Source organism: Mesorhizobium sp. M0037 (assembly GCF_040323635.1).
In the GTDB taxonomy this organism is placed as follows: Bacteria; Pseudomonadota; Alphaproteobacteria; order Rhizobiales; family Rhizobiaceae; genus Mesorhizobium.
In genome coordinates this window covers 187,961-212,658 of the sequence record NZ_JAMYVB010000005.1, presented here as the reverse complement: position 1 = coordinate 212,658, position 24,698 = coordinate 187,961, and the positions used below count along the sequence as shown (strand labels likewise).

General features: G+C 63.8%; 26 protein-coding genes. 8 read left to right on the top strand and 18 right to left on the bottom strand.

The window, feature by feature from the left end; all coding sequences use genetic code 11:
- Positions 1 to 146: 146 nt before the first annotated feature.
- From NKJ78_RS11015 to NKJ78_RS10945, 15 genes are all read right to left on the bottom strand, one after another.
- Complete coding sequence (locus NKJ78_RS11015) at positions 147 to 1,031, bottom strand: flagellin N-terminal helical domain-containing protein (RefSeq protein ID WP_023683303.1); 885 nt, start codon at positions 1,029 to 1,031, stop codon at positions 147 to 149.
- 209 nt (positions 1,032 to 1,240) lie between these two features.
- On the bottom strand, positions 1,241 to 1,972 hold the full coding sequence (fliP, locus tag NKJ78_RS11010) for a flagellar type III secretion system pore protein FliP (RefSeq protein WP_023710973.1): 732 nt from the start codon (positions 1,970 to 1,972) through the stop codon (positions 1,241 to 1,243).
- On the bottom strand, positions 1,969 to 2,469 hold the full coding sequence (locus NKJ78_RS11005) for a flagellar basal body-associated FliL family protein (RefSeq protein ID WP_023735023.1): 501 nt from the start codon (positions 2,467 to 2,469) through the stop codon (positions 1,969 to 1,971). Before NKJ78_RS11005 ends, fliP begins: the two co-directional genes overlap by 4 nt.
- 17 nt (positions 2,470 to 2,486) lie before the next feature.
- Positions 2,487 to 3,191 (bottom strand): flagellar basal body L-ring protein FlgH, encoded by a 705-nt coding sequence (gene flgH / locus NKJ78_RS11000; protein ID WP_023691727.1) that lies wholly within the window; start codon positions 3,189 to 3,191, stop codon positions 2,487 to 2,489.
- Positions 3,188 to 3,769, bottom strand: coding sequence for a MotE family protein (locus NKJ78_RS10995; protein WP_027049841.1), 582 nt, complete (start codon positions 3,767 to 3,769; stop codon positions 3,188 to 3,190). Before NKJ78_RS10995 ends, flgH begins: the two co-directional genes overlap by 4 nt.
- 3 nt (positions 3,770 to 3,772) lie before the next feature.
- Complete coding sequence (locus NKJ78_RS10990; RefSeq protein WP_023749089.1) at positions 3,773 to 5,014, bottom strand: flagellar basal body P-ring protein FlgI; 1,242 nt, start codon at positions 5,012 to 5,014, stop codon at positions 3,773 to 3,775.
- Positions 5,011 to 5,538: a flagellar basal body P-ring formation chaperone FlgA gene (gene flgA, locus NKJ78_RS10985; protein WP_023737678.1), complete on the bottom strand. Its 528-nt coding sequence runs from the start codon at positions 5,536 to 5,538 to the stop codon at positions 5,011 to 5,013. Before flgA ends, NKJ78_RS10990 begins: the two co-directional genes overlap by 4 nt.
- Before the next feature lie 6 nt (positions 5,539 to 5,544).
- Positions 5,545 to 6,333 (bottom strand): flagellar basal-body rod protein FlgG, encoded by a 789-nt coding sequence (gene flgG, locus NKJ78_RS10980; protein WP_023737679.1) that lies wholly within the window; start codon positions 6,331 to 6,333, stop codon positions 5,545 to 5,547.
- 12 nt (positions 6,334 to 6,345) lie between these two features.
- A complete protein-coding gene (gene fliE / locus NKJ78_RS10975; RefSeq protein ID WP_023737680.1) occupies positions 6,346 to 6,681 on the bottom strand; it encodes a flagellar hook-basal body complex protein FliE in 336 nt (111 codons plus the stop codon).
- Positions 6,681 to 7,097, bottom strand: a complete 417-nt coding sequence (gene flgC / locus NKJ78_RS10970) for a flagellar basal body rod protein FlgC (RefSeq protein WP_023686341.1) — start codon at positions 7,095 to 7,097, stop codon at positions 6,681 to 6,683. Before flgC ends, fliE begins: the two co-directional genes overlap by 1 nt.
- A 2-nt stretch (positions 7,098 to 7,099) precedes the next feature.
- On the bottom strand, positions 7,100 to 7,480 hold the full coding sequence (gene flgB, locus NKJ78_RS10965; RefSeq protein ID WP_023691724.1) for a flagellar basal body rod protein FlgB: 381 nt from the start codon (positions 7,478 to 7,480) through the stop codon (positions 7,100 to 7,102).
- A gap of 84 nt (positions 7,481 to 7,564) precedes the next feature.
- Positions 7,565 to 8,437, bottom strand: a complete 873-nt coding sequence (locus tag NKJ78_RS10960) for a hypothetical protein (protein WP_023737681.1) — start codon at positions 8,435 to 8,437, stop codon at positions 7,565 to 7,567.
- Positions 8,418 to 9,839: a flagellar protein export ATPase FliI gene (gene fliI / locus NKJ78_RS10955; protein WP_023710976.1), complete on the bottom strand. Its 1,422-nt coding sequence runs from the start codon at positions 9,837 to 9,839 to the stop codon at positions 8,418 to 8,420. The genes NKJ78_RS10960 and fliI overlap by 20 nt, the downstream gene beginning before the upstream one ends.
- A 4-nt stretch (positions 9,840 to 9,843) precedes the next feature.
- Positions 9,844 to 10,569, bottom strand: a complete 726-nt coding sequence (gene flgF / locus NKJ78_RS10950) for a flagellar basal-body rod protein FlgF (RefSeq protein WP_023691721.1) — start codon at positions 10,567 to 10,569, stop codon at positions 9,844 to 9,846.
- A 7-nt stretch (positions 10,570 to 10,576) separates the two neighbouring features.
- On the bottom strand, positions 10,577 to 12,388 hold the full coding sequence (locus NKJ78_RS10945; RefSeq protein WP_023737682.1) for a DUF1217 domain-containing protein: 1,812 nt from the start codon (positions 12,386 to 12,388) through the stop codon (positions 10,577 to 10,579).
- Positions 12,389 to 12,532: 144 nt separating this feature from the next.
- Between NKJ78_RS10945 and motA the strand changes: the two genes are divergently transcribed.
- The 6 genes from motA to NKJ78_RS10915 are packed head-to-tail and all read left to right on the top strand — an operon-like array spanning position 12,533 to position 17,384.
- Positions 12,533 to 13,408, top strand: coding sequence for a flagellar motor stator protein MotA (gene motA, locus NKJ78_RS10940; RefSeq protein ID WP_023671751.1), 876 nt, complete (start codon positions 12,533 to 12,535; stop codon positions 13,406 to 13,408).
- 35 nt (positions 13,409 to 13,443) lie between these two features.
- On the top strand, positions 13,444 to 14,376 hold the full coding sequence (locus tag NKJ78_RS10935; RefSeq protein WP_023737683.1) for a FliM/FliN family flagellar motor switch protein: 933 nt from the start codon (positions 13,444 to 13,446) through the stop codon (positions 14,374 to 14,376).
- 33 nt (positions 14,377 to 14,409) lie between these two features.
- Complete coding sequence (gene fliN, locus NKJ78_RS10930) at positions 14,410 to 14,799, top strand: flagellar motor switch protein FliN (protein ID WP_023683477.1); 390 nt, start codon at positions 14,410 to 14,412, stop codon at positions 14,797 to 14,799.
- 38 nt (positions 14,800 to 14,837) lie between these two features.
- On the top strand, positions 14,838 to 15,854 hold the full coding sequence (locus NKJ78_RS10925; protein ID WP_023737684.1) for a flagellar motor switch protein FliG: 1,017 nt from the start codon (positions 14,838 to 14,840) through the stop codon (positions 15,852 to 15,854).
- A 13-nt stretch (positions 15,855 to 15,867) separates the two neighbouring features.
- Positions 15,868 to 16,950 (top strand): flagellar biosynthesis protein FlhB, encoded by a 1,083-nt coding sequence (gene flhB / locus NKJ78_RS10920; protein WP_352562432.1) that lies wholly within the window; start codon positions 15,868 to 15,870, stop codon positions 16,948 to 16,950.
- Positions 16,947 to 17,384, top strand: a complete 438-nt coding sequence (locus NKJ78_RS10915; protein ID WP_023671756.1) for a BspJ family T4SS effector nucleomodulin — start codon at positions 16,947 to 16,949, stop codon at positions 17,382 to 17,384. Before flhB ends, NKJ78_RS10915 begins: the two co-directional genes overlap by 4 nt.
- A 33-nt stretch (positions 17,385 to 17,417) precedes the next feature.
- Here NKJ78_RS10915 and NKJ78_RS10910 read toward each other — a convergent pair whose 3' ends face one another.
- The gene (locus NKJ78_RS10910; RefSeq protein ID WP_023737686.1) at positions 17,418 to 18,188 is read right to left on the bottom strand and encodes a helix-turn-helix transcriptional regulator; all 771 of its coding nucleotides are present in this window, start codon (positions 18,186 to 18,188) and stop codon (positions 17,418 to 17,420) included.
- Positions 18,185 to 18,895, bottom strand: coding sequence for a helix-turn-helix transcriptional regulator (locus NKJ78_RS10905; RefSeq protein WP_023683473.1), 711 nt, complete (start codon positions 18,893 to 18,895; stop codon positions 18,185 to 18,187). The genes NKJ78_RS10910 and NKJ78_RS10905 overlap by 4 nt, the downstream gene beginning before the upstream one ends.
- A gap of 506 nt (positions 18,896 to 19,401) precedes the next feature.
- Here NKJ78_RS10905 and NKJ78_RS10900 point away from each other — a divergent pair.
- A complete protein-coding gene (locus NKJ78_RS10900) occupies positions 19,402 to 22,308 on the top strand; it encodes a M16 family metallopeptidase (RefSeq protein ID WP_023737687.1) in 2,907 nt (968 codons plus the stop codon).
- Between the two features lie 64 nt (positions 22,309 to 22,372).
- Positions 22,373 to 23,566, top strand: a complete 1,194-nt coding sequence (locus NKJ78_RS10895; protein ID WP_023737688.1) for a TMEM43 family protein — start codon at positions 22,373 to 22,375, stop codon at positions 23,564 to 23,566.
- An 86-nt stretch (positions 23,567 to 23,652) separates the two neighbouring features.
- Here the strand turns inward: NKJ78_RS10895 and NKJ78_RS10890 are convergent, their stop codons facing one another.
- On the bottom strand, positions 23,653 to 24,684 hold the full coding sequence (locus NKJ78_RS10890) for a histone deacetylase family protein (RefSeq protein WP_023737689.1): 1,032 nt from the start codon (positions 24,682 to 24,684) through the stop codon (positions 23,653 to 23,655).
- Positions 24,685 to 24,698 lie beyond the last annotated feature (14 nt).

Here is a 24,698-nt window from a genome sequence, read left to right as displayed (position 1 = left end):
ACGGCCTGTTAAACCAAGCCATTCAGGGCGCTGGCCAAGAGCAAAAATCGGCAGCCATTTAGCAAGAAAATCAACAGCCGCAAAAAGAAATCGGGCCGCGCTGTTGGCGCGGCCCGACGGATGGTGTCAGTCGTAATGTCGAGAGATCAGCCGCGGAAGAGCGACAGGATCGACTGCGAGTTGCCGTTGGCGATCGACAGCGCCTGGATGCCGAGCTGCTGCTGGACCTGGAGGGCCTGCAGACGGGTCGATTCCTTGTTCATGTCGGCGTCGACCAGAGCGCCGACGCCCTTGTCGATCGAGTCCGACAGGTTCGACAGGAAGCTCTTCTGGGTGTCAATGCGCGACTTGGCAGCGCCGAGCGAGGCAGCGCCGGTGGACAGCTTGGCAAGCGCGGTTTCAACAGTGCCGAGCGCGGTGTCGATGGCGGCGGGGGTAACCGCCGTGGTGCTCGGGTCGAAGAAGGCAGCGGCGAGCAGGCCGCCGACGATGCCGCCCGTGCCGGCGACATCGAGAACCTGCGTATCGGCTGCCTTGACGTCGATGGTGTCGATGGTGACGGTCGCGCCGGTACGGTTGTAAGCCGCAACGATCTTCAGGTCGGACGCAGCGGCAGCGTCGTTCTGCAGCAGGTTCGAGCCGGCGAAGTTGGCGTTGGCGACCGAGGACTTGATCTGCGCCTGGATGGCGTTGATTTCGGTCGCGATCTTCTGCTGATCTTCCTTCGAGGCGCTGCGGGCCGTGACCAGCTTGGTCTTGATCAGGTCGACCTGGTCCTTGACGTCGTTGATTGCGGTGTAGGCGGTGTCGACCTTGCCGGCGCCGAGGCCGAGGGCGTCCTGCACGGCCGAGTTGGCCTTATTGTCGGACTTCATCGAGGTCGCGATCGACCAGTAAGCAGCGTTGTCGGAAGCGGTGGCAACGCGATAGCCGGTCGAGATGCGGGCCTGCGTCTGCTCGAGGGATTTGTTGGTGTTGTTCAGGCTCTGCAGCGCGGTCAGCGCCGAGGCGTTCGTCATGATACTGGACATGGCTACTCGTACCTTGATTTTTACAGGGTGTTTTTGACATACCGGCTTTTCCGGTATGACGGAGCGGCATCATGCCAATGATCGTGAAACCCGATCACCCGCCATCTGCGAGCAATATGCGGGCAAGTCCCTACCAAAGGGCTAAACGGGACGGTTAACCGGAAATATATTGCATAAAATTTTAGCAAGGCGCAAGGGCGCGCGGACGGTCAGGTGAAGGAGCGCACCAGGCTGCCGACAAGCAGGTTCCAGCCGTCGATGAGGACGAAGAACAGGATCTTGAAGGGCAGCGAAACGACGGTCGGCGGCAGCATCATCATGCCCATGGCCATGGTGATGGTGGCGACGATCAGGTCGATGACGAGGAACGGCAGCACGATCAGGAAGCCGATCTCGAAGCCGCGGCGGATTTCGGAGATCATGAAGGCCGGCACCAGGATGCGCAGGTCGACGGTGTCCCTGGCAACGACCTGGCCGCGTTCGCGGGCGAGATCGGCGAACAGGTCGAAGTCCTTGTCGCGGACATTGTGCAGCATGAAGGTGCGGAACGGGTCCGAAATCTTTTCGAACGCCTCGGTCTGGCTGATCTGGTTGTCCATCAGCGGCTTGACGCCGGTGTTCCAGGCCTGGTCGAAGGTCGGCGCCATGACGTAGAAGGTCATGAACAGCGACAGCGAGATCAGGATCAGATTGGCCGGCGTCGACTGCAGGCCGATGCCGGCGCGCAGGATCGAGAAGGCGATGACGAAGCGGGTGAAGCTCGTCACCATGATCAACAGGCCCGGCGCCACCGACAGCACGGTGAGCAGACCGAACATCTGGATGATATAGCCGACGGTGGCGCCGTCGGCCTTGCCGATGCCGCCGAGATCGAGCTGCTGGGCGGCGGCGACAGAGGTGGCGGCGACGACGATCGCGGCGGCGAGGACGAGTTTTCTCATTCGAGCAGCAATGTCCTGATCAGAACCTGTTTGGCATGGCCACCGCTGCGGATTGCGGCGCGCTCCTCGAGGTCGGCTTTCAAATGCTGGTAGCCGCTGGCGCCTTCGATCTGATGCATCTTCAGGGTGCGGACCATGGCAAGCAGGTCCTGGTGAATGCTTTCGGTAAGTTCCGGCGGCTGCGGCGCATCGTAGACCACCGACGCTTCCAGCCTTATCCAGGTGTCAGCAGGCGAAGCCAGATTGGTGGTGATCGGCGCCAGCTGGACAAGCGTCGGCCCGGTGCCGGGAGCATGTTCGGCCGCCTTGCTCGGTTGCTCGCCATTGGACTGGTTCTCCGGTGCGGCGGGCACAGGCACCGGTCCCCCGACGCCCTTCAGATAGCCGCCGGACATCCAGCCCATGCCGATCGCGGCGCCCGTCACCGCCAGCAGCATCGCAAGCTGGATGACAAGCGACGGGCCCTTTTTTTGCTGAACCTGTTCGACATTTGCCACGGCGCCGTTCTCCAGTCCTAAAAGGGGAGGACTTGGTCGAGGATCTGCTGACCGTAAGCGGGCTGCTGGATTTCGCTGACGCGGCCGCGGCCGCCATAGGAGATGCGCGCCTCGGCGATGCGTTCATAAGAGATGGTGTTTTCAGCGCCGATATCGGATGGACGCACCATGCCGGCGATGGTCAGCACCCTGAGCTCGTAATTGACGCGCACCTCCTGTGAGCCCCGGATCATCAGATTGCCGTTGGGCAGGACTTCGGTGACGACGGCGGCGACGTTGAGCTCGAGGTTCTCCGAGCGCTTGATTTCGCCGTCCGCATTGGTTTCGGTGGTGGAGCTCAGCCCCGCGTCGCCCTTGCCGCTGGTGGTGGCACCTTCCCATCCGAGGTTGACGTCATAGCCGAGCTTGCGCCCGGCGGTGCGGCTGCGATCGTTCTGGTTCTTGAAGTTGGCCTTGTCGTTGAGCTTGATCCTGACGGTCAGGATGTCGCCGTCGCGCAGCGCGCGCGGGTCGGTGAACAGCCGGCTCTGGCGGTCGTCCCACAGCGAGAATTTCTTCACCGGCGCGGCTGGCGTTTCGGGATAGGAGTAGGGCGCATTGACGCTGCCGGTAATGCCGGTGCCGACCGGCGACAGCGCCGGCTCCCTGCCGATCTCCCTGGGGTCGGAGGCGCAGCCGGCAAGTGAAGCCGTGGCGACCAGGGCGAGAATATGCGACTTCATGACGGATCTACCCTTCGGGCCGCGCTGGCCATGATGCCGGTGAGTGTGGCCGCTGCCTTCTGGTCCATCTCGTTGAGAATGACGCCGGCCTTGCGCGAATCGAGTTTCATCAGGATGGCGGCGGCGAGATCGGCGTTGACCATGGCCAGGCGCTCGGCCGCGGCATCCGGTTTCATGCCGGCATAGATCTTGACGACGCCATCCTCGGCGCGGGCCAGGAAGACTTCACGCCGTTTCAGCCATTGCTCGTATTCGGCGCGCTTGTCGTCCAGCGCCTTCATGCGCAGGTCGATGCCGGCCTGCAGCTGCTTCAGCTCTTCGGCCTGCAGCGCGTAACGGCGGTCGCGGGCGGCGTCGGCGATGTTGGAGCAGAAGCGCTGGATCTCGCTTTCATCGGGCACCTTCTCGCGGACCAGCTGCTGCACTGCCGCCGGCTGTTGCCCGCCAGGCAGAACCTGCCGCACCGCTTCTTCCGCGCGGACAGTGCCGCCGGCAAGGACGGTGGCGGCGATGACGCAAGCTGCCAAGGCTGCGCTGCGGCGGTGCTGCTTTTGGGAAAAGAAATCGATCATCGGCATGGCCTATTGGAGAACCAGATCGGCCTGCAAAGCGCCGGCCGACTTGATGCCTTGCAAAATGGCAATGATGCCGTCCGGCTTGACGCCGAGACGGTTGAGGCCCGACACCAGCGTTTCGAGGTTCGGTCCGTCGAGCACATTGACGCGGGCGTCAGGCCGCGTGGCGTCGATGGTGGTGAACGGTTCCTCCGCTGTCACGCCCTTGGAGAACGGTTCGGGCTGGACGATCTTCGGCTGCTCGGTGATCCGCACGGTGAGCGTGCCGTGGCTGATCGCCACCCGCGAGATCTTGACCTCGTTGCCGATGACGATGGTGCCGGTGCGTTCGTCTATGACGACGCGTGCCGGCGTGTCTGTCTCGACCACCAAATTCTCGATCTCGGCGTAGAAACGCGCCGCCGAAACATTCTTCGGCCGCCTGATCTGCACGGTGCGTGCATCGCGCTCCGCCGCCACGCGCGTGCCGAAGCGTTGCGAGGTGTAGCCGTTGATGGCGTCGGCGATGCGGACGGCAGTGGAGAAATCGGGATTGCGCAATTGCAAGGTGAGCAGCGCCTGATCCTCGAATTCGGCGCGCACTGTGCGCTCGACGATGGCGCCGTTGGGCACGCGACCGGCGGTCGGCACGCCTTGCGTCAGCTTTTCGGCATCGCCCTGGGCAGTGAAGCCGGAAACAATGACCGAGCCTTGCCCGACAGCATAGATTTCGCCATCGGCCGCCTTCAGTGGCGTCATTATCAGCGTGCCACCGGCAAGCGATGTGGCGTCGCCCATCGAGGAGACGTCGATGTCGATGCGGGCGCCCGACTGCACGTAAGGCGGCATGTTGGCGGTGACGATGACGGCGGCGACGTTCTTGGCACGCGCGCTGCCGCCTTCGGTGGCAATGCCAAGATTTTCGAGCATGGCGCGGATCGATTGTTCGGTGAAGGGCGAATTGCGCAGGCTGTCGCCCGATCCGGCGAGGCCGATGACGAGGCCGTAGCCGACGAGCTGGTTGTCGCGCGAAGCCTGCAGTTGCGCAATGTCCTTGATGCGCGATGCGACCTGGCCGGGTGGCAGAGAGCTTGGGCCGTTGGAGACCCTGAACATGCGGTTGGTGGTGGCCGGATCGTATTCGGGATCGACAAAGGCGCCGCCATTCTGGCCGGCAAGATCGCGCTTTTGCTTCGGCGTAAGACCGTCGGCCAGCGCCGGCTGCAGGCCGACAACGGCCGCGAGCAGAAGGGCAGCTCCGCGTCTCATGACGCGCTGACCCGGATGGTGCCGTCAGCCATCACCGTGCCGGAAAAGATCTTGCCGCTGTCTGTGTTGCGGACCTTTATCAAATCGCCGGCGGCACCCGGCTGCAGCGACACCGCCGTGGCCGAAATGGTGAGGTCGCCCGCGATGAAATAGACCTGCACGGCGGCACCCTGTTCGACCAGCCAGGCGTCGCGGATGGCGGCGACCGGGATATAGCGGCCGGGCAGCAGCGTGCGCTTGGCGACCTTGCCCTGGAGTTCCATGGCCTGCGTGGCGACCGCATCCGGCCTGTGCTTGCCGGGGAGCAGCGTCACCGGCTTCAGCGCGCCGGTGTCGATCATCTCGCCGGGATAGATGACCCGGTTGGGGATCAGCACGATCTCGCCGGTTGCCTGACTGCTTGCGACCTGGGTGGTGGTCTCCTGATTTGCCGCTTCCTGCGCAAACGCCGGCACACCGCCGGCTACCAGCGCGAGCATCAGCGCGGTGCGGCAAAGCGCGGAGCGGGAGGCCGGAGAGACCATCAAACCTTACCTGATGTTCTTGGACACGACGGAGGCCATGTCGTCGGCGGCCTGGATGACCTTGGAGTTCATCTCATAGGCGCGCTGCGCCGAGATCAGCTCGGTGATTTCCTTGACCGGATCGACGTTGGAGGCCTCGAGATAACCCTGCTCGACTGAGGCGAAGCCGGGATCGCCGGGCACGCCGACATTGGCCGGGCCGGAGGCCGGCGTCTCCTGGAACAGATTTTCGCCGAGCGGCGCCAGGCCGGCTTCATTGGCAAAGTTGGCGAGCTGCAGCTGGCCCAGCAGCTGGAGGTCGGTCTGGCCGTCGATGCGGGCAAAGACCTGGCCGGTCTTGTTGACGACAACTTCGATGGCATCGGTCGGCACGGTGATGGCCGGGATGACATTGGCGCCGTCGACGGTCACCAGCTGGCCGGTGGCGTTGGTATTGAAGGCGCCGGCGCGGCTGTAGAGCGTGCCGCCGTCGCCGCCCTCGATCTGGAACCAGCCGCGGCCCGTCAGCGCCATGTCGAAACTGTTGCCGGTCGAGGTCAGTTCGCCCTGCGTATGGACGTTGCGCACCGCCGTCGTCTTGACGCCGAGGCCGATCGACACGCCTTCCGGCACAAGCGATGAATTGGAGCGGTTGGGCACGCCCTGCGTGCGGTCGACCTGGTAGAGCAGGTCGGAGAATTCGGCGCGCGCGCGCTTGTAGCCGGTGGTGTTGATGTTGGCGATGTTGTTGGCAATGACTTCCAGATTTGTCTGCTGGGCATTCATGCCGGTCGCTGCGATGGCGAGTGCTTTCACGGCAAGTTCTCCTCAGATGCCCATACGGCTGATTTCGAGATAGGCGGAGACGACCTTGTCGCGGATCGCGATCGTGGTCTGCAGGGCCTGCTGGGCGCTCATGACGGCGTCGACGACCTGACGGGTATCGGCGTCGCCCCTGAGTGCCTGGATCGACACCTGCTCGGCATTCTGCAAGGTGTTGACGGTCTTCGAGGCGGCCTGGCTCAGCGCCTCGGCAAAGGTGGTGCCGATTTCGCTGCCGGCCATCGGCGCCTTGGTGCCCTGGAACAGGTCGGTCGTGGTATCGGCGCCACCGATCTCCGGCTTGAGGGGAAGCGATCCGATACCGCCAATGCCGCTGATCATTACTGGTTCCTCATCAGGTCGATGGTCATGGAGATCAGATCACGCGCCTGCTTGATGACCTGAAGGTTGGCTTCGTAGGAGCGGTTGGCTTCGCTCATGTCGGCCATCTCGACCAGCACGTTGACATTGGGCATCTTGACGTAGCCCTTGTCGTCGGCGGCCTCGTTGCCGGGCTGGAATTCGACGGGAAAGTCGCTGGGGTCGCGGTCGATGGAGTTGACCTCAACCGTCGTGCCACCCGAGGCACGATCGAGTTCCGAGACGAAACTGATGGTCTTGCGGCGATAGGGGTCGGCGCCCGGGGTGTTGCCGGTCGACTGCGCGTTGGCAAGGTTTTCCGAAACGACGCGCAAACGGTCAGACTGGGCGCTGAGGCCGGACGCGGCGATCTTGAGGGCTGAGGTCAAAGCGTCCATGGTCAGCTCTTCACCGCCATCATCATCATCGAATGGAAGGCCTTGACGATCGCGGTGTTGAGTTCAAACGAGCGGCGGACCTCGCCGGCCTTCATCAGTTCGTTCTCGACCACCACCGTGTTCTTCGAGGGCATGATGGCGCCGGTCGTCTCTTCTGGCTTGACCGTGAAGCCGGCATTAGTGGCGGCAGTGCCGAGGTGGCCTGCCTGGGTGGCGGTCAGCGACACTGCCGTGCGGTCGAGCACCTTCTCGAACGGCTCGACATCGCCGGCGGTGTAGCCCGGCGTGTTGACGTTGGCGATGTTGCCGGCAATGGCCGACTGGCGCACCGACAGCCATTGCGACTGCTTGGCGGCGAGATCGAAAAGATTGATGGGCTCCATGGGGATCTCCAGGCTGGTACGTACAAGACTAGGCTGCCAGTCTTGCGCGGACCTTGCGCGGGCTAGGCGTAAGCCGGTGTGCCGCTATTTGGAGAGTTCGATCACCTGGTCGGTGCTGGTGACCATGACCCACTTGCCGCCGCGTTGCTCGATCGACGAGACGACGCTGGAGTCGGGCAGCTTCGAGCCGCGCTGGACAATCCACAGGCCGGCATCGTCCTCGATCATGGCGCGGCCATTGGCGACATGAACCATGCGAAATTTGGGATCCGCCGGGAAGGGCTGCTCGTCGACGCCGGGAGGCTGGGTCTTGTCCTCGGGGTCCTGCAGCGTGCCGGTGGCGAACAGGTCGACATCGGGAACATCGTTTGCCGTCAGCGGCTGACCGCTGTTTTCCATCTGCGAACCGCCGCTGACCCGCCCTGCATTGGTGCCGCTGCCGCCGAACTTGATCGCCTGCACGCCGAACTGGTCCTGATTGAAGAAGATATACCAGGGAAACAGCGCGCAGATCAGGCCGAGCGTGATGCCGAGCGCGGCAAAGACGATATCGCTGCGGCGGTCGGATTTCTTATCGAGCCTGGGATATTGCGGCCTTGGCGGTTGCGGCCATTCGGTGACCGGGAACAGCCCGTCGAGAAGCGAGTCGCGACTGGTCTCCATAGCTTCTTCGGGGCCGGCGCGAGGGGTCCTTGGCAATTCAGGCTTGACGACGCTGGGCAAGGCAGGCTCGGCCAAGCGAGGCACAGTGGACTCGACTACGCTGGCTACCCTGGGCAAGAATGGCCTGCCGGCCCTGGCCAGAATGGCCTCAGCCTTGGCGACCTTGTCGAGATCGGCCTTTGCCCTGACAGCTCTCGCTTCGTTGGCCCGGGCTTCCTCGGCGGCACTGGCCTCTGCGATCATCTCGCGCAAAAGCCGCTCGGTGTACTGAAGCTCAGTCTCCTGCATCGACACTTTGCTTGCCTTTCAGATGACGGGCGAGGTCGGAGAATGCGTCGCTCGAGGCGCGATCCCTGGGCGACTGCGTCAGCGCCTCGTAGATCAGCGGCACCTGGCGCACGGCAATATCGAGCTCGGCATCGGCGCCGCCCTGATAGGCGCCGAGCAGGCGGATGTCGCGCGTGTCCTCGAAGCGCGAGATCATCGACTTCAGCCTGGTCACCAGCATGCGTTGCTCGGGGCTCCATGCCTTGTCGGCGAGGCGCGAGATCGACGACAGCGGATTGACCGGGGGGTAGCGGCCCTGTTCGGCAATGGCGCGGTCGAGCACGACATGGCCGTCGAGGATGCCGCGTACCGAATCGGCGACCGGGTCGTTGTGGTCGTCGCCGTCGACCAGCACCGAGATGATGGCAGTGATTGATCCCTGTCCTTTGATACCGGGGCCTTCAGCGCCCGGGCCAGCGCGTTCGAGCAGCTTGGGCAGATCGGTGAAAACCGAAGCGGGATAGCCGCGGGCGACCGGCGGCTCGCCGGTGCCGGTCGCTACCTCGCGCAGCGCATGGGCAAAGCGGGTAATCGAATCCAGCACCAGCAGCACGCGATGGCCCTGGTCGCGAAAATGTTCGGCAACGCGCATGGCGGTATCCGGCGCGCGCCGGCGCATCATGGCGCTCTCGTCGCTGGTAGCGACGACGGCGACCGTCTTGGCCATGCTCTCTGCGCCGATCGTGTCTTCGAGGAATTCGCGTACCTCGCGGCCGCGCTCGCCGATCAGCGCCACGACCACGGTGTCGAAGGCGTCGGCGCCGGCCAGCATGGCGAGCAGCGTCGACTTGCCGACGCCGGAACCGGCAAAGACGCCGAGGCGCTGGCCGAGGCAGAGCGGCGTGAAGATGTCGATGACCTTGACCCCGGTCGTGAAGGCGGTGCCGACGCGCTGCCGCGCCATGGCGCCGGGCGTTGTGCCGTCGCCGCTCGCAGCCTCGCCGATCCTGATCAGCGGCGGGCCGCCGTCGATGACGCGGGTCAGCGCGTCGATGGCGCGCCCGCGCCACGAAGCATGCGGCGTTACCGTCAGCGGGCCGCGGCGAAACACGGCGTCGCCGATGCCGGCGTCGGCGCTGCGTTCGAAAGGGGCGATGACGACTTCGTCGCGGCCGATCCTGACGATCTCGCCGCGGCGCGTGCCGGCATTGCCGCGCTGCTCGACGAGGTCGCCAAGCCTGGCGACTTCAGACAGGCCGCGCACCTTGTAATGCGTTGGCGAAACCTCCGAAACACGGCCGCCGCGCCGCAGCAACGTCTCGGTGTCATCGAAGCGGCGCCAGATCCGCTCCAGCGCAGCCAGCCGGTTTTCCGGTGCTGTCTCCGGTTGCCGTTCAAGCGCGCGTATCGATGATTTGCTGCTCGACATGCTGCTACGACTTGGAGCCGAGCGTCTTGATGGCGTCGTCGGTCGAGGCGTCGGTCTGGCGCATCAGCGCAGCGGTGTTCTCGAAGGCGCGCTGGACCATGATCAGGCGCGTCATTTCGAGCACCGGATTGACGTTGGATTCCTCGACATAGCCTTGCGCGACGCCGAGATCGGAACGGTCCGTGACCGGCTCCGGCGCACGCGCGGGCACGATGCCAGAATTGCCGTAGCGGACGAAGTTCGGACCGGGGTCGAAATTGAACAGGCCGATGGCGCCGACAAGCTTGTCGCCTTGGCGCAGCGAGCCGTCGGCGCCCGCCTTGGGCGGACCGTCGCGCGGGTCAAGCTGGATCGGCGCGCCGCCGGCATCCAGCACCGGATGGCCCTCGAGCGACATCAGCTCGCCGTTCTCGTTCATCGAAAACCGCCCGTCGCGCGTCATCACGGTGCCGGCCGGAGTGTCGATGCCGAACCAGGCATCGCCCTGGACGGCGAAGTCGAACGGGTTGCCGGTCTGCGTCATCGCGCCATGGGCGCCGGACAAATAGGTCTTGCCGGAGGACGCGAAGGACACGGACTTGGGACCTGTGCCGGAGACGACATCCTCGAACTTCACCCCGGTGGCGCGAAAGCCGATGGTCGAGGCATTGGCGACATTGTCGGCGATGGTGTCGAGACGGCGCTCAAGCGCGATCTGCGAGGAAAGGGCGACGTAAAGGCTGTCCTGCATGGTGTTCTCAGAATCTCAGTTTCTGCATGGCCATCATCAGATCGGTCGAGATGCCGACGGTGGTCGGCTGCGCAAACAGCACACCGATCGATGTCTGGGCGGTCGAGGTCGGATGATTGATTTCCCAAAGGCTGGTGAAGCGGGTGAGGAATTTCTCGAGCTTGGCCGGGTCGGTGAAATCGGTGAGGTCGAGCTTTGCCTCGAAGGCCTGCGCCTGCTTGTCGATATCTGCGGCAGCGAAGGAATCGGGCAGGCCGATGGCGGTGCGTAGCACGCTGGCCAGGGCCGTGTCGGCCAGCACGTCGTACCAGTTGGTGATGGTCGAGGCCTTGCGCTCGAAATAGAGCGCCAACCGCACGCCCTCATTGGTCTTGCCGGCGTCTTCTTCCAGGGTCTGGCGCATGTATTTGTCGACCACCGGCTGCTGCGACGGGCTGCGGGTCGTTGCCGCTTCGCCGTAGGCCTCGAAATTCAACGAGGTGGCGAGCCTGGCATAGGCCTTGTTGGAGAGCTTGTTGGCGACACTGGCGGGATCGCGGACACCACCCTCAAGGACATCGCGGACGAGATCCTTGTTGGTGGTCGCAGGATCGAGCCCGCTGGCGGACAGAGCATACTTATAAAGGCGGCTGTCGGCCATCAGATCGTCGACGGATTTCACCTTGGTGATGTTGGCGAGGTAGTAGCTGGTCTCGGCCTGGACGGCGTCCGCATTCGGCTTGATGAGGCCAAGACTGGACTCGGTCGTGTAGAGCTTCGGCGTGGTCTTCAGCACCGCGTCGCGCGTGGTCGTCTGATCGCCATACTGGGCAAAATCAAAGGCGCTGACGAAGTTGGCGTAGCTCTTGTCGGTCAACAGGTTGGCGGGACTCAACGGATCGGTGACGCCGCCATTGACCATGGTGCGGATCTGCTTCGTCGTCTGGGTCGATGCATCAAGCCCATAGGCAGCCATGGCGAAGGTCAGCAGGCGCTTGTCCTTCAGCAGGTCTTCGATGGACTTCACCTTGGAGATGTTGGCTGCGTAGTAGTCGGCCTCGCCCTTGATGTATTGCGCGGTCGGCTTGACGAGCAACAGTCCGGTTCCGCCGATCACAGCCTTCGGCACCGCCTGCTGGACGGCGTCGCGCGCCGTAGCCTGGTCGCCATATTGGGCAAAGTCGAAAGCCGCGACGAAAGCCGCATAGCCCTTGTTTGTCGACGTGTTTGCGGGGCTGTTCGGGTCGGTGACGCCGCCTTCCAGCATGGCCCGCACGGTCGCAGCCGGCTCGGCGTCGGCGTCCAGGCCGAACGCGGCCATCGCATAGGTGAGCAGGCGATCGTTGCCCATCAGGTCGTCGATCGATTTTACGTTGGAAATGTTGCTCAGGTAGTACGAGGTTTCGCCCTTGTAATAGGTGAAGCCGTTCTGCGAAGGGCCGACCGAGACCTGGAGACCATAATTGTTGGTCACGCCCTGCTGCGCCGAATTGTAGCTCGTGGCATTAGGGCCCAGGGCGGCGAAATTGAAGGCCGACACGAACTCGGCATAACGCTTGTCGCTCAGTTTGTTGGCGAAGCTGTCGGAATCCGACACCCCTTCCTTCAGGGCTTTGACCATGAAGGCCTTGGCGTAAGCCATGTCGCCGAGACCGAAGGCCTTCATGGCATATTTGAACAGCCGGTCGTTCTTTACGAAATCGTCGATCGATTTCACGCTGCCGATGTTGGCGAGATAGTAGTCGGTGTCGCGCTTGGTGATCGGCTCCGCCTCGATGCGGTCGATCGCCTTGGGGATGTCCCTGGCGATGAGCTGGTAGCTGGTAAAAGTGCTCAACACGACATGCCTCCGGTCGCAGCTTCAAAAGCAAGAGTATGCGGACTTGCTTGCGCGAGGCTGAATCGCCTCACCTTGCATGATTCAAGCCTCACACAAGGCACGGGGGCTATCGGTTAGGCCTGACGTGATGCGGAAGGATCTGGCGTGGGCATTCTGATCGGACTTGTGGTGACGCTCGGCTGTGTTCTCGGCGGCTTCATGGCCATGGGCGGCCATCTGCATGTGCTGATGCAGCCTTGGGAAGCGGTGGTCATCTGTGGCGCCGCACTTGGCACCTTTCTCGTCGCCAACCCGATGAAGACGGTCAAGGACACCGGCAGGGGTATCCTCGAAGCGTTCAAGCAGGCGGTACCGAAAGAACGCGACTATCTGGAGACGCTGGGCGTGCTGCACAGCCTGATGCGCGAACTGCGCTCGAAGTCGCGCAGCGAGGTCGAGGCGCACATCGACAATCCGGAGGAGTCGGCGATCTTCCAGGCGTTCCCGACCGTGCTGAAGAACCACGACCTGACGAATTTCATCTGCGACTACTGCCGCATCATCATCATCGGCAATGCCCGCTCGCATGAGATCGAGGCGCTGATGGACGAGGAAATCCAGACCATCAAGTCCGACAAGATGAAGGCCTACCATGCGCTGGTGGCGGTGGGCGACGGTCTGCCTGCGCTCGGCATCGTCGCCGCCGTGCTCGGCGTGGTCAAGGCGATGGGCGCGCTCGACCAGTCGCCCGAAATCCTCGGCGGCCTGATCGGCGCCGCCCTTGTCGGAACCTTCCTCGGCATCTTCCTGTCTTATGCGGTGGTCGGACCGGTTGCCACCAAGATCAAGACGGTGCGCGAGAAGAAGAATCGCCTCTATATCATCGTCAAGCAGACGCTGCTTGCCTATATGAACGGCGCTCTGCCGCAGGTGGCGATCGAGTTCGGCCGCAAGACCATCTCGTCCTATGAGCGGCCGACGATCGATGCCGTCGAGCAAAGCACGATGAACACAGCTTCCGCCGAGAAGAAAGCGGCTTGAGCCATGCATGAAGACAGACAGGACCGCACGCCGTCATGACAAGTCCTGGCAGCCCCTCGCAAGCCCGCTCGCTGATCATCGAGCGTCTGGTCGGTGAAAGCGGTGAGGCCGCTCACGTCATCGGCACCGGGCGCTCGATGGGGGAGCGCGCACTGCCGCTGCTGCAGAAGAGCCTGGCCGGCGAGCTCGGTGCACCGGTCACCGTCGACCTGCGCACGGTCGAGATCAGCCGTGTTCCCGATGCCCGCACGAATGCCGGCGATGCCTTTGCCATGGCCATCATAGCATCGCCGACGTCTTCGGATGCGATGACGCTGGTGGCTGATGCGCCGGCCATCGCCGTGATGGTGTGCGCGCTGTTCGGCGGCGATCCGGATCAGCCGGTTTCGCCGATCGAGCGCGCTCTGTCGCAGATCGAGACCGATGTCGCGACCACGGTCTTCCAGGAAGTTGCGCAGGCGTTGAACGGATCAGGCCGGCGCTCGCTCGAGCTGCGGCTGCCGGTGCCGCGGGCACTTTCGGGCAGCGAAGCCAAGCGCCGCGTGCTGCGCGATGGCGCGGCGGTGCGCATCGTCTTCGGCATCTCGACGCCGACCGACAGCGGAACGGTCACGGTGATGATCCCGCAGCGCATCCTGCTGGCCACACGCGGTATCGCCGATGTCCACGACAGCGAAGGCACGACCTCCGACTGGCGGGCACGTTTTTCCGAAGAGGTGATGCGCTCGACGGTGACGCTCGAAGCGACCATGCCGTTGGCACGCCTGACGCTCGGCGACCTCGCCGGCTTCGAGCCGGGCCAGATCATCGAGTTCGAGGAAACCGCGCAGTCGCAGGCCAAGCTGAGCGCGCGCGACAAGACGCTGTTTGTCTGCGAGTTCGGTAAACTCGGGCAGAACTACACCGTCCGGATCAGGCATCCTTACGATGCCGGTCAGGATTTTATCGATGGGCTCATGCCGGGCTGACGCCGGGCAAGCCCAAGCATTTGGAGACGACTGATGGCCAAGACCAAGGTGGAAGCCAATATCGACCAGCCGGACGAACAGCTCGACCGCGCCATCGAGGAATTGCGCGGTGTCCTCCAGGAGGAGGAAAAGCGGCCCGACGCCGCCTTGCGGGCTGCCACGTCCGGCGCCAATTCCAACATCATCATGAGCATCCCGGTCGATGTGCAGATCATCCTCGGCAGTACGGAAATGCCGGTGTCGGACCTGATGGCGCTGCAGAAGGGCTCGACGGTGGCGCTCAACCGGCGCATCGGCGAACCGGTCGATGTCGTGGTCAACGGCCGCAAGATCGCGCGCGGCGAGATCACCGTGCTGGAAAGCGATCCGTCGCGCTTCGGCATCAGGCTGACCGAAATTATCGCGGCGACCAAGGGCGCTTGAGCAATGAATGACATGCGGTCTCAGCAGGAGCGGATGCCATGACGACGCCGGTGACGCTCACGCGCCCGCAAAAGGCCGCCGCCATCCTGGTGGCGATGGGCAAACCTTCGGCCAGCCGGCTCCTGAAATTCTTCAAGCAGGAAGAACTGAAGGCACTGATCGAAGGGGCGCGGCTGCTGCGCACCATTCCGCAAAGCGATCTTGAACGCATCGTCGCCGAATTCGAGGCCGAGTTCACCGAAGGTGCGGGCCTGCTCGATTCCGCCGACCGGATGGACACGATCCTCAATGAATCGCTGTCGCCCGAAGAGATGAGCGCCATCATGGGCGACAAGCGCTTCGAGGTTGCGCCGGAAGGACCACCGCCGATCTGGCCGCAGCTGGAAAAGCTCGAACCGACGCGTCTGGGCACGTTCCTTGCCGCCGAGCATCCACAGACCGCGGCCATGGTGCTGTCGAAGCTTGCGCCGCAGGCCGCCGCCAACATTTTGCTGACCATGGAAAAGCCGATGCGCAGCGAGATCATCAAGCGCATGGTGACGATGGCGACCATTCCGGACGGGGCCACCAGGATCATCGAGAACCAGCTGCGCGCCAGCGTGCTGGCGCAGACCGCGACCAAGGACATCTCGGCGGGACAGGCGCGCGTCGCCAGTGTGCTCAACGAAATGGACAAGCCGCAGCTGGAAGAGGTCATGCAGGATCTGGAAGAGGCCGGCACGCCGGACCTCGGCGGTGTCCGCTCCAGGTTGTTTGCCTTCGACGATCTGCCGCTTTTGACGCAGAAGGCGCGGGTGCTTCTGTTCGACGGGCTGTCGACCGAACTGATTACGCTGGCGCTGCGCGGTGCACCACCCGCATTGACGGAATCGGCGCTCTCGGCGATCGGCGCACGGTCGCGGCGCATGATCGAGTCCGAGCTCGGACAGGGCTCGGAAGGCATTCAGCTTGCCGATATCATGACGGCGCGCAAGAACATCGCGGTGGCGACAATCCGGCTTTCGCGCGAGGGGGCTTTCGAACTGCCCTCGTCGCAGCAGAGCGAAGCGGCTTAACGCCGAGAGCTGAATGGCTGAAGCGGCGGACAAAGACTCCAAAACCGAAGACGCGACCGAAAAGAAGATCCGCGACACCATCGAACAGGGCAGACTGCCCCATTCCAGGGAGGCCGCACTTCTGGCGTCCTTCATCGCCCTACTGGTGTTCACCGTCTTCTACGCCAAGGACGCGGTCGTCAATCTCGGCATGTTCCTGTCGATGTTCCTGGAAAAGCCCGAGGCGTGGCCGATGGACACCGAGACCGACGTCATCGCGCTCTACAACACCGTGATGATGGAAATAGGCAACGCCGTCGTCAGCCTGCTGGTGCTGCTGGTGGTGGCCGGCATCGGCGCCTCGGTGCTGCAGAACATGCCGCAAGTCGTCGGCGAGCGGATCCGGCCGCAACTGTCGCGCATCTCGATAGCCAAGGGCTGGACCAGGATGTTCGGCATTCAGGGCTGGGTAGAATTCCTGAAATCGCTGGGCAAGCTCGGCTTCGCCAGTATCGTGCTCTACTTCACGCTGTCGCAGGACTACCGCCAGCTCCTGGCCGGCATGATCACCAACCCCGTCGCTTTCGGCCTCGTCATCAAAAGCATCACCGTCGACATATTGGTGGCGATCGTCTTCGTCATGGGGCTGATCGCGGCGGTCGACGTCGTCTGGTCGCGCTTCCATTGGAAGCAGGATCTGCGGATGACCAAGCAGGAGGTCAAGGACGAGTTCAAACAGTCCGAGGGCGACCCGATCATCAAGTCCCGGCTGCGCTCGCTGGCGCGCGACCGGGCGCGCAAGCGGATGATGACGGCGGTGCCGCGCGCGACGCTGATCATTGCCAATCCGACGCACTTTTCCATCGCGCTCAGATATGTCCGCGACGAGGATTCAGCACCCCTGGTGCTGGCCAAGGGCCAGGACCTGGTTGCGCTCAAGATTCGCGAGATCGCCAAGGAGCACAACATCCCGATCTTCGAGGACGTGGCGCTCGCCCGCTCCATGTACAAGCAAGTTTCGGTTGATAGCGTGATCCCGTCGCAATTCTACCAGGCCGTCGCCGAATTGGTGCGGATCGTCTACTCCAAAAAGGCTGAGCGGAGACAAATTTCATGAACCGCCAACCGCACGCAAAATCCCGCGAACTCATTGTCGCCAAGGCCATCGAGCAGGTGGTCGACGAGTTGCGGCTGATCGATGTCGCCGACTACATCGCTTTCATCCGGCTCGAGCATTTCGCTTGCCTGTCGGATCTGGTGGATTCGGCGGTGGAGCTGTTCTTCCTGCCGGGCACGCTCAGGCTCGGCCATGGCGGAGAGGCACATGTCGACTGGAGCGGCAGCCCGCGCATCGTGCTCGATCTCGAGCTTCGGCCGCCGGGCGTCACCGTCTATTTCCAGCTGACGCTGAGCGAGGAGAGGTCTTCGGTCGCGGTCAACTATGTGTCGTTCGAGAAGCCCGGCGAAGACCCCGAGCACAACACCGCCTTGCTGGAGACGGTCATCGAAGAGGCGCGCATTCGCCGGACCGAGCCGCTCGCCTATCGCTGATTTTCTTTCGCAAGCCGAATCGCTGGACGCTGACTACTCGATCAGCCCCAGCCGCAGCGCCTTGGCCACCGCCTGGTTGCGGTTGACCGCGTTGAGCTTCTGCGTCGACTGGGTGAGATACTGGTTGGCGGTGTGGACCGACAGCTTCAGCAGCCTGGCGATCTCTTCGCTGGTGTTGCCGTTGGCGGTCAGCTTCAGGCACTCCAGTTCACGCTTGGAGATCGACCGCATCCGGCCGGCATCGTTCGGACGAATTCGGGCGACGGCGGCGAACAGCGAAAAACAGCGGGCGTGGATTTCGTAGAGCGTGTCCTCCGGCAAAGCGATCGTCGAGCCGAGGAACACCACCAGCCCGCAATGGCCCCGATCGGCATGGACGGGAAAGGCAATGCCGTTGGTGCCCGGCGCCAGCGGCGCCGTCCGCTCCGCCCAGGCGAGGTTCTGGAAGACGGCGTCCGAGCCGGCGATGCCGTCGTCCGCCCACCAGCGCGGCGCTGTCGAGGCGCCGCTGTGGTGCACCATCTCCTCGCCATTGGCGCCGGCGATGAACTTGGTTGTCACCGCGGTGGCGGGATAGTCGGAATCGAAGCTCGGCACCAGGCGCGCCCGTTCCGGCGAGGGGCTGACGAAGTAGAGGCCGAAGGCCGACGCGTTGATGTCGACGGCGATCCAGCGGCAGCGGCGCACCGCGTCCGGGATGGTAACGGCATGGTGCGTCTCGGAACTGATGGAGAAGGCGCCGAACGGATTTCGCTGCTCGTTGAAAAGGGCTTCGGCCGCCGCCTTGATGTCAGCGTGTTTCAAATGATGCCGCTCCTGATCGCCGTGGCGATGGCCATCGCGCGGTTCGACGCCGCGAATTTCTGGATGGCGTGGGTGATGTAGCTGTTGACGGTGTTGGACGAGACCCCGAGGATCACTGCGACCTCATCGGTGGTTTTGCCTTCAGACACCCAGAACAGGCATTCGCGCTCGCGGTCGGACAGCGGGTCCTGCATGGCGACGGCGGCGATCAATTGCGGGATGGCGGACAGCGCGTAACAGCACTTCAACTGAGCCTTCATCAGCGCCGGCTGGTCGATACTGCCGGCCTCGGCCGCCGAGAAAAGCGCAAACAGCCGCTGGCGGCCGACATTGAGCCGCAGTGAATAGACTTCGGCATGTCCAAGCACGTCGAGCAGGCGCGCCTCTTCGCCTGTGAGCAGTCCGCCGGCGTCGGGTGCCGCGGCGGCGACCAGGGGCCTCGGGCGGATGCCAGGTGCAACGGTCAGCGGTCCCTGGGCAAGGCCGGCGATCAGCCGCTTGCCGATCAGTTCAATGGCGTCGAAGATCCAGTTGGATGAGACGATGCGGGCGTCGTTGCGGTCCTGGTCGTGGACGATGGCGACGAGCATGTAGCTGTCGGCGCCGATCTCGGCGGCAAGCTGCATGAAAAAGGAGGTGAGATCGCCGCGCGATTCGAGGCGCGAGCCTAACGTATCGGATTGGAGAAGCGCGGCGGAACTGCTCATTGGATGCTTTGGTTGTATGTCATGGCCGGAGTCTTTTCTTGAGCCCGGACGCTGGGGTTAGCAGCGGCCGAACTTGAAGACGCATCACGTTTACGAAGCACTCACACGGCGCGGCGGTCGCGCTGATCACCGAATCCATTCAGGGAACGCGAAGCCGTCCGCGTCTGGTGCCGGTCATTGGCCGGAACTTGAGACTTTGGGTGGTCGCCGCGCCCCCCAAGGACCGGCTGATTCGGGTCTAATCTACCCGCAGATGAATCCGACATCAAACGCGATTTGACAAAATCAATATTATTGGACTCAAGCGACTCAGGCGCGACTTTCGCGGCCTTTCCGCCGCAAAAGGCCTGAAACGCCGACACGAAAAAGCCAGAGGGTGTTGCGATACTGCCGTATCGAGGGCCGATCGATTCCGATAGGGTCTCGGCAGCCGGCAGGGATGGGCATCCCTTCGGTCATACGGCGGATTTGGCGGCGCTTGCTCGCGGCCATCAGCATCGGGGGTCATGATGAAGCAGGTTTTCCTGGCGTTCACGGTGGTGCTTGCGGTTCTTGCCGGCATGGCAGCGCCCGCCAAGGCTGAGCCGACCGTTACCTATGCGCTCGACAACGGGCTGCAGGTGGTGCTGGTGCCCGACCATCGCGTGCCGAAGGTGGTGATGAACCTGCGCTACCGCGTCGGGTCGATGAATGAACCCGCGGGACGCTCGGGCTTTGCGCATCTGTTCGAACATCTGATGTTTTCCGGCACGCCGGCCTGGCCGAACGTGTTCGGCGCGCACGCCGCGCTCGGCAACGAGATCAATGCCTGGACCACCGAGGACGGCACGGTTTATTATGTCGACGGGTTGTCGTCGTCACTGCCGATGATCTTGTCGCTTGAGGCAGACCGCATGGCCAATCTCGGCCGCTCGGTGACTCAGGCCAAGCTCGATCTGCAGCGCTCGGTGGTCAAGAACGAGATGCGCCAGAACGTGCTCGACAAGGCCGGCGCATCCGGCTGGGAAGCTTTCTGGTCCGGCCTGTTCCCGAAGCCGCATCCCTATAGCCGCATGGTCATCGGCTCGGTCGCCGATCTCGATGCGGCGACGCTCGACGATGTCAGGGGTTTCTTCAACAGCTACTATCTGCCCAACAATGCGGTGCTGGTGCTGGTCGGCGACTTGGAGATCGACGACACCAAGGCGCTGATTGCCGACACGTTCGGCCGCGTGGCGCGCGGCGCCGATGTGGTGCGGCCCGCCGTGCCGGCACCGACGCAGGCCCGGCTCAAGCTGGTGCTCGAGGATCGTGTGCCAAGCCCCATCGTCGTGGTCGGCTTCAGTGGCCCGGTGGCGCAGTCGCCCGACAATGGTGCGCTCAGCATTGCCGCCGAACTGCTCGGCAACGGCGAATATGGGTTTTTGCGCAACCGGCTGGTTTCGCAGTTGGGCATTGCCACCTATGCCAGCGCGAGCTGGACCGGCGGTCTGCTCGGTGGCCGCTTTACCTTCGAGGCGGGTGCCGCCGAAGGTGTGGCGCCGGAAGCGCTGGAAAGCGCGATGAAAACGGCGTTCGCGAATTTCCTGAAGACCCCGCTCGATCCGGTCGATGTCGAGCGTGCGCGCACCGGCATCTTGCAGGCAGCGCGGCTCGGCAGCGAAGCACTGAAGGATCGCGCCGGCGTCGTCTCCTACAATGCCGACGTGCTCGGCGATGCGCAGAGCGCGCTGGTCGACGCCCCGCGGGTGAAGGACGCCAGCGTGGCGGATGTCGAGGCAACGATGAAGCGGCTGTTGAAACCGGAAGATGCCAGCGTACTGATGCTGAAGCCCGGCCCGCGGGGCAGCTATCCCGATGCACTGATCGGCTCGTCCGGCACACCGCAGCCGTTCACCGCACCGGAGCGAGCGGCGATCGACATTCCGAAGCATGCGGCCGGGCAAGCGCCTTCGGCAACACTGCCCGCCATGGAAACGGCGACGCTCTCGAATGGCATCAAACTCGTCCACTACACAATGCCGGAAGCGCCGATGGTCTATGTCGCGGCCAGTGCCGCCGGCGGCTGGAACAGCGTGCCGGAAGGCAAGGAGGGATTGCTGGAGCTTGCAGCAAGCATGGCGACACGCGGGGCCGCCGATCGCGGCTCGGCTGATTTCGCCAAGGCGGCCAGCGACATCGGCGCCGGCGTCAGCCACCAGGCCGGAACGCTGACCACGATGATGACGCTTGGCGTGCCGCCGGAAAAGCTCGACCAGGGTATTGGCCTGCTCGCCGACGCGGTACTGAAGCCTCGTTTCGACAAGACCGAATGGACGGTGCTGATGGCGCAGACGGTCGACTGGCTAAACGGCCGCGAGGCGGATCTGCCCGGCGTTGCCGGCCGCATGGCAAAGGCGACGCTGATCCCGCAGGTGCCGGGCAAGGCAGCGGTGGACTGGTCGGCAAAGGCGCTGACCTCGATCTCGCTCGACGAGGCGAGGGACGCATTCAAGGCGGAGTTCACGCCGAAGGCGGTGACCTTCTACAGCGTCGGCCCGATGCCGGTCGCGACCGTCGCCGCCAGCCTTGAAAAAGCATTCGGCGCGTGGACAAGCGACACCGCCGGCTATGCCGTCGAGCCGTCGCCGGCGGCGCATTTCAACGGGGGACAGAAAGTGCTGCTGGTGCCCGAACCCGGCGCCAGCCAGTCGGCGCTGTTCGTGGCGCGGCCGGCGCCCGGCACCGACGAGAGCGAGCGCGCTGAATCGACCGCGGTCTCCAACCTGCTTGGCGCCGATTTCTCCAGCCGGCTGAATTCGGTGATCCGCGAGGAGAAGGGCTACTCCTATGGCGTGTCGAGCTATCTGATGAGCCCGATGAAGGCCGGCTCGGGATTGGTCGTGGCAACCACCGTCGAGCGCGCCAACACCGGGCCGGCGATTACCGAAATCCTGAAAGGATTTGCCGGCCTGACCACCTTGCCGGTGGCGCAGGACGAAGTCGACCGCACGGTGACTGTCTATCGCCGGGCGCTGGCTGGATCGGCCGAGACGTCGGCTGGTCTGTTCTCCTCGCTGATTGGCGCGGTCGGCAGCGGATCGACGCTGGAGGACCAGCAAACCCGCATGGCGGCGCGCACAAAGCTGACACTCGATGCGGTTCAGAAACAGGCGCTGGCCCTGGCGTCGCTCGATCCGTCGCTGATCGTGGTGGCGGGCGACCCCGATGTGGTGATGCCGCAGCTTGCAGCTATCGGTTTCAAGGACGTCGAGATCGTCAAGCGTGACGAGGTCGGCGAAGAGACGGCGATGCGGGCGCTCGATCTTCTCGGGGGCAATCGCCAGGCGCCGCTCTCCGCATCGCCATGGCGGGTCGGCGATGGCGGCACGACACGGGCGGTGCACGCCTGCGCCGGCGAAAGGGATTGCGGCGCGCAGATCCACGCCGATTGACGGGCTAAACGCGCAGCCGCCGGCCGCGTTGTAATTTTGGGATAACTTTGTTTCGGGGGAAACGATGAGCGATTCATTTCGGGAAGTAACGTCCGTCTCGTGGTTCGGGCGGATCAAGCGCGCGGTCGGCGGGGTCATCTTCGGCCTTATCCTGATCGCGCTGATGGTGATCGGGCTGTTCTGGAACGAGGGCCGCGCCGTGCAGACGGCGCGCTCGCTGGCCGAAGGTTCTGGAGCGGTGGTTTCGGTCGGCGCCGACAGCGTCGATACCGCCAATGACGGCAAGCTGGTTCATGTCAGCGGACTGGTGACGGCGGACAGCGGCCTGGCGGATCCGGATTTCGGCATCGCCACGCAAGGGCTGCGGCTGTCGCGCAGTGTCGAGATGTATCAGTGGAAGGAAGAGTCCAAGTCGGAGACGACCAAGAAGCTCGGCGGTGGCGAAGAGACGGTGACCACCTACAGCTATTCCAAGGTGTGGGACGACAGCCAGATCGACTCGTCGGACTTCAAGAAGCCGGACGGCCACCAGAATCCGCCGATGGAAATCCACGGCCGGACCTTCCAGATTCCTGAGGGCAAGCTTGTCGCCTTCGATCTCGATACGCCAGTGCTGGACCGTATCGAGGGTGACAAGGACTATTCGCTCTCAGCCGACCAGTCGGCGGCGATAAAGGCTGCCTATATCGGAACGAAACCGCTCAGCATCGTCGATGGCAAGATTTATCTCGGCAATGACAACACGACGCCCGCTTTGGGTGACTATCGCATCGGCTACGAACTGGCGCCGCTGGGCGTGATCAGTATCATCGCGCGCCAGGCCGGCAGCCGCTTGGAGCCCTACCAGACGCAAGCCGGCGATGCGCTGCTGATGGTCGATACCGGCAACGTCCCGGCCGAAAAGATGTTCGCCGACGCGGTCAGCGCCAACACGCTGATCACCTGGCTGCTGCGCGGCGCCGGCTTGCTGTTGCTGACCATAGGCTTTGCGCTGTTCCTCAGCCCGATCGGGGTGATCCTCGACGTCATACCCTTCCTCGGCAGCATGGCGCGGATGGGCACCGGCATCATCGCCTTCGTTCTGGCGATCCTGGTCGGCACGGTGACGATCGCGATTGCCTGGTTCTGGTACCGGCCGTTGCTGGCGCTCGCCATCCTGGCGGCAGGCGTGATTGCGGCGGTGATTGTCTACCGCATCGGCCGGTCGCGAAGGCCAGCCGTTCCGGTGGTTGCACCTAACCCGGCTGCGGCCGCCTAGATGGTCGGGGCGGCCGGAGCCGCCCCATATCTCTTTGGCGCAATCCGGCCGGAAAACCGCCTCACACTTATCCTGGAATTGCTTTCCTATTTGTCCTCGAAGCCGGTGAGCACGCCGACGGCGTTGATGCCGATCTCCTCGACGGCGTAGCCGCCTTCCATCACGAACAGCGTCGGCAGGCCGAGCTTGGCCATGCGCCGGCCGATCTTCGGATAGTCCGGGCTTTTCAGCTTGAACTGGCTGATCGGGTCCTTCTCGAAGGTGTCGACGCCAAGGGAGACGATGACGATATCGGGGGCGTAGGCGGCGAGCTTGACGCAGGCATCCTCCAGCGAGGCGTTCCAGGCGTCCCAATTGGTGCCGAAGGGCATGGGATAGTTGACGTTGAAACCTTCGCCGGCGCCCGCGCCGCGTTCATCGGCATGGCCGAGGAAGAACGGATACTCGACCATGGGATCGCCATGCAGGTTGAGAACCTGCACGTCGGCGCGTTCATAGAAGATCTCCTGCGTGCCATTGCCGTGGTGGTAGTCGACGTCGAGGATCGAGACGCGTTCGGCGCCCTGGTCGAGGAACCACTGCGCGGCGACCGCAGCATTGTTGATGTAGCAGTAGCCGCCCATGAACCCGGCACCGGCGTGATGGCCGGGCGGGCGGCAAAGCGCGAAGGCCGACCGCTCGCCACCCTTGACCAAGGCCGCCGCCGTCAGCGCCACGTCATAGGACGATTTGATCGCGGTCCATGTGCCTTCGACGAAGGTGGCGCCGGCGTCGAAGGAATAGTAGCCGAGCAAGGCGTCGACGCGCTTGGGTGGCACGTCGCCGCGCAGGCCGCGCGTCGGCCAGGTGAAGGGCATCGCCGTGCCCTCGAGGCCGGCGGCCTTCCACGCCGGCCAGACGGTTGGCAGGAAGTCGATATAGTCGGCCTTGTGGATGCGCTTGGCGGCTGTGAGATCGTGCTCGACCGGTCCGATGATCGGCCCCAGCTTCTCGCTCTCGACCCGCGCCTTGATGAACTCGGCCCGCGATGGCTTTTCGAAACCCGGCACGATTGCCGACGTGACCAGTTCCATCTGGCCGGCATGGCCGGCATGAAGCGGCGAATAGACAGTCTTCATGAATTTCCTCTCGA

What these genes read in the sequence shown, in the direction of transcription:
- NKJ78_RS11015 (WP_023683303.1), bottom strand. Translation starts at nt 1,031, where the DNA reads ATGTCCAGTATCATGACGAACGCCTCGGCGCTGACCGCGCTGCAGAGC.
- fliP (WP_023710973.1), bottom strand. Translation starts at nt 1,972, where the DNA reads ATGAGAAAACTCGTCCTCGCCGCCGCGATCGTCGTCGCCGCCACCTCT.
- flgH (WP_023691727.1), bottom strand. Translation starts at nt 3,191, where the DNA reads ATGAAGTCGCATATTCTCGCCCTGGTCGCCACGGCTTCACTTGCCGGC.
- NKJ78_RS10995 (WP_027049841.1), bottom strand. Translation starts at nt 3,769, where the DNA reads ATGCCGATGATCGATTTCTTTTCCCAAAAGCAGCACCGCCGCAGCGCA.
- NKJ78_RS10990 (WP_023749089.1), bottom strand. Translation starts at nt 5,014, where the DNA reads ATGAGACGCGGAGCTGCCCTTCTGCTCGCGGCCGTTGTCGGCCTGCAG.
- flgA (WP_023737678.1), bottom strand. Translation starts at nt 5,538, where the DNA reads ATGGTCTCTCCGGCCTCCCGCTCCGCGCTTTGCCGCACCGCGCTGATG.
- fliE (WP_023737680.1), bottom strand. Translation starts at nt 6,681, where the DNA reads ATGATCAGCGGCATTGGCGGTATCGGATCGCTTCCCCTCAAGCCGGAG.
- flgC (WP_023686341.1), bottom strand. Translation starts at nt 7,097, where the DNA reads ATGGACGCTTTGACCTCAGCCCTCAAGATCGCCGCGTCCGGCCTCAGC.
- flgB (WP_023691724.1), bottom strand. Translation starts at nt 7,480, where the DNA reads ATGGAGCCCATCAATCTTTTCGATCTCGCCGCCAAGCAGTCGCAATGG.
- fliI (WP_023710976.1), bottom strand. Translation starts at nt 9,839, where the DNA reads ATGTCGAGCAGCAAATCATCGATACGCGCGCTTGAACGGCAACCGGAG.
- flgF (WP_023691721.1), bottom strand. Translation starts at nt 10,569, where the DNA reads ATGCAGGACAGCCTTTACGTCGCCCTTTCCTCGCAGATCGCGCTTGAG.
- NKJ78_RS10935 (WP_023737683.1), top strand. Translation starts at nt 13,444, where the DNA reads ATGACAAGTCCTGGCAGCCCCTCGCAAGCCCGCTCGCTGATCATCGAG.
- fliN (WP_023683477.1), top strand. Translation starts at nt 14,410, where the DNA reads ATGGCCAAGACCAAGGTGGAAGCCAATATCGACCAGCCGGACGAACAG.
- NKJ78_RS10925 (WP_023737684.1), top strand. Translation starts at nt 14,838, where the DNA reads ATGACGACGCCGGTGACGCTCACGCGCCCGCAAAAGGCCGCCGCCATC.
- flhB (WP_352562432.1), top strand. Translation starts at nt 15,868, where the DNA reads ATGGCTGAAGCGGCGGACAAAGACTCCAAAACCGAAGACGCGACCGAA.
- NKJ78_RS10915 (WP_023671756.1), top strand. Translation starts at nt 16,947, where the DNA reads ATGAACCGCCAACCGCACGCAAAATCCCGCGAACTCATTGTCGCCAAG.
- NKJ78_RS10905 (WP_023683473.1), bottom strand. Translation starts at nt 18,895, where the DNA reads ATGAGCAGTTCCGCCGCGCTTCTCCAATCCGATACGTTAGGCTCGCGC.
- NKJ78_RS10900 (WP_023737687.1), top strand. Translation starts at nt 19,402, where the DNA reads ATGATGAAGCAGGTTTTCCTGGCGTTCACGGTGGTGCTTGCGGTTCTT.
- NKJ78_RS10895 (WP_023737688.1), top strand. Translation starts at nt 22,373, where the DNA reads ATGAGCGATTCATTTCGGGAAGTAACGTCCGTCTCGTGGTTCGGGCGG.
- NKJ78_RS10890 (WP_023737689.1), bottom strand. Translation starts at nt 24,684, where the DNA reads ATGAAGACTGTCTATTCGCCGCTTCATGCCGGCCATGCCGGCCAGATG.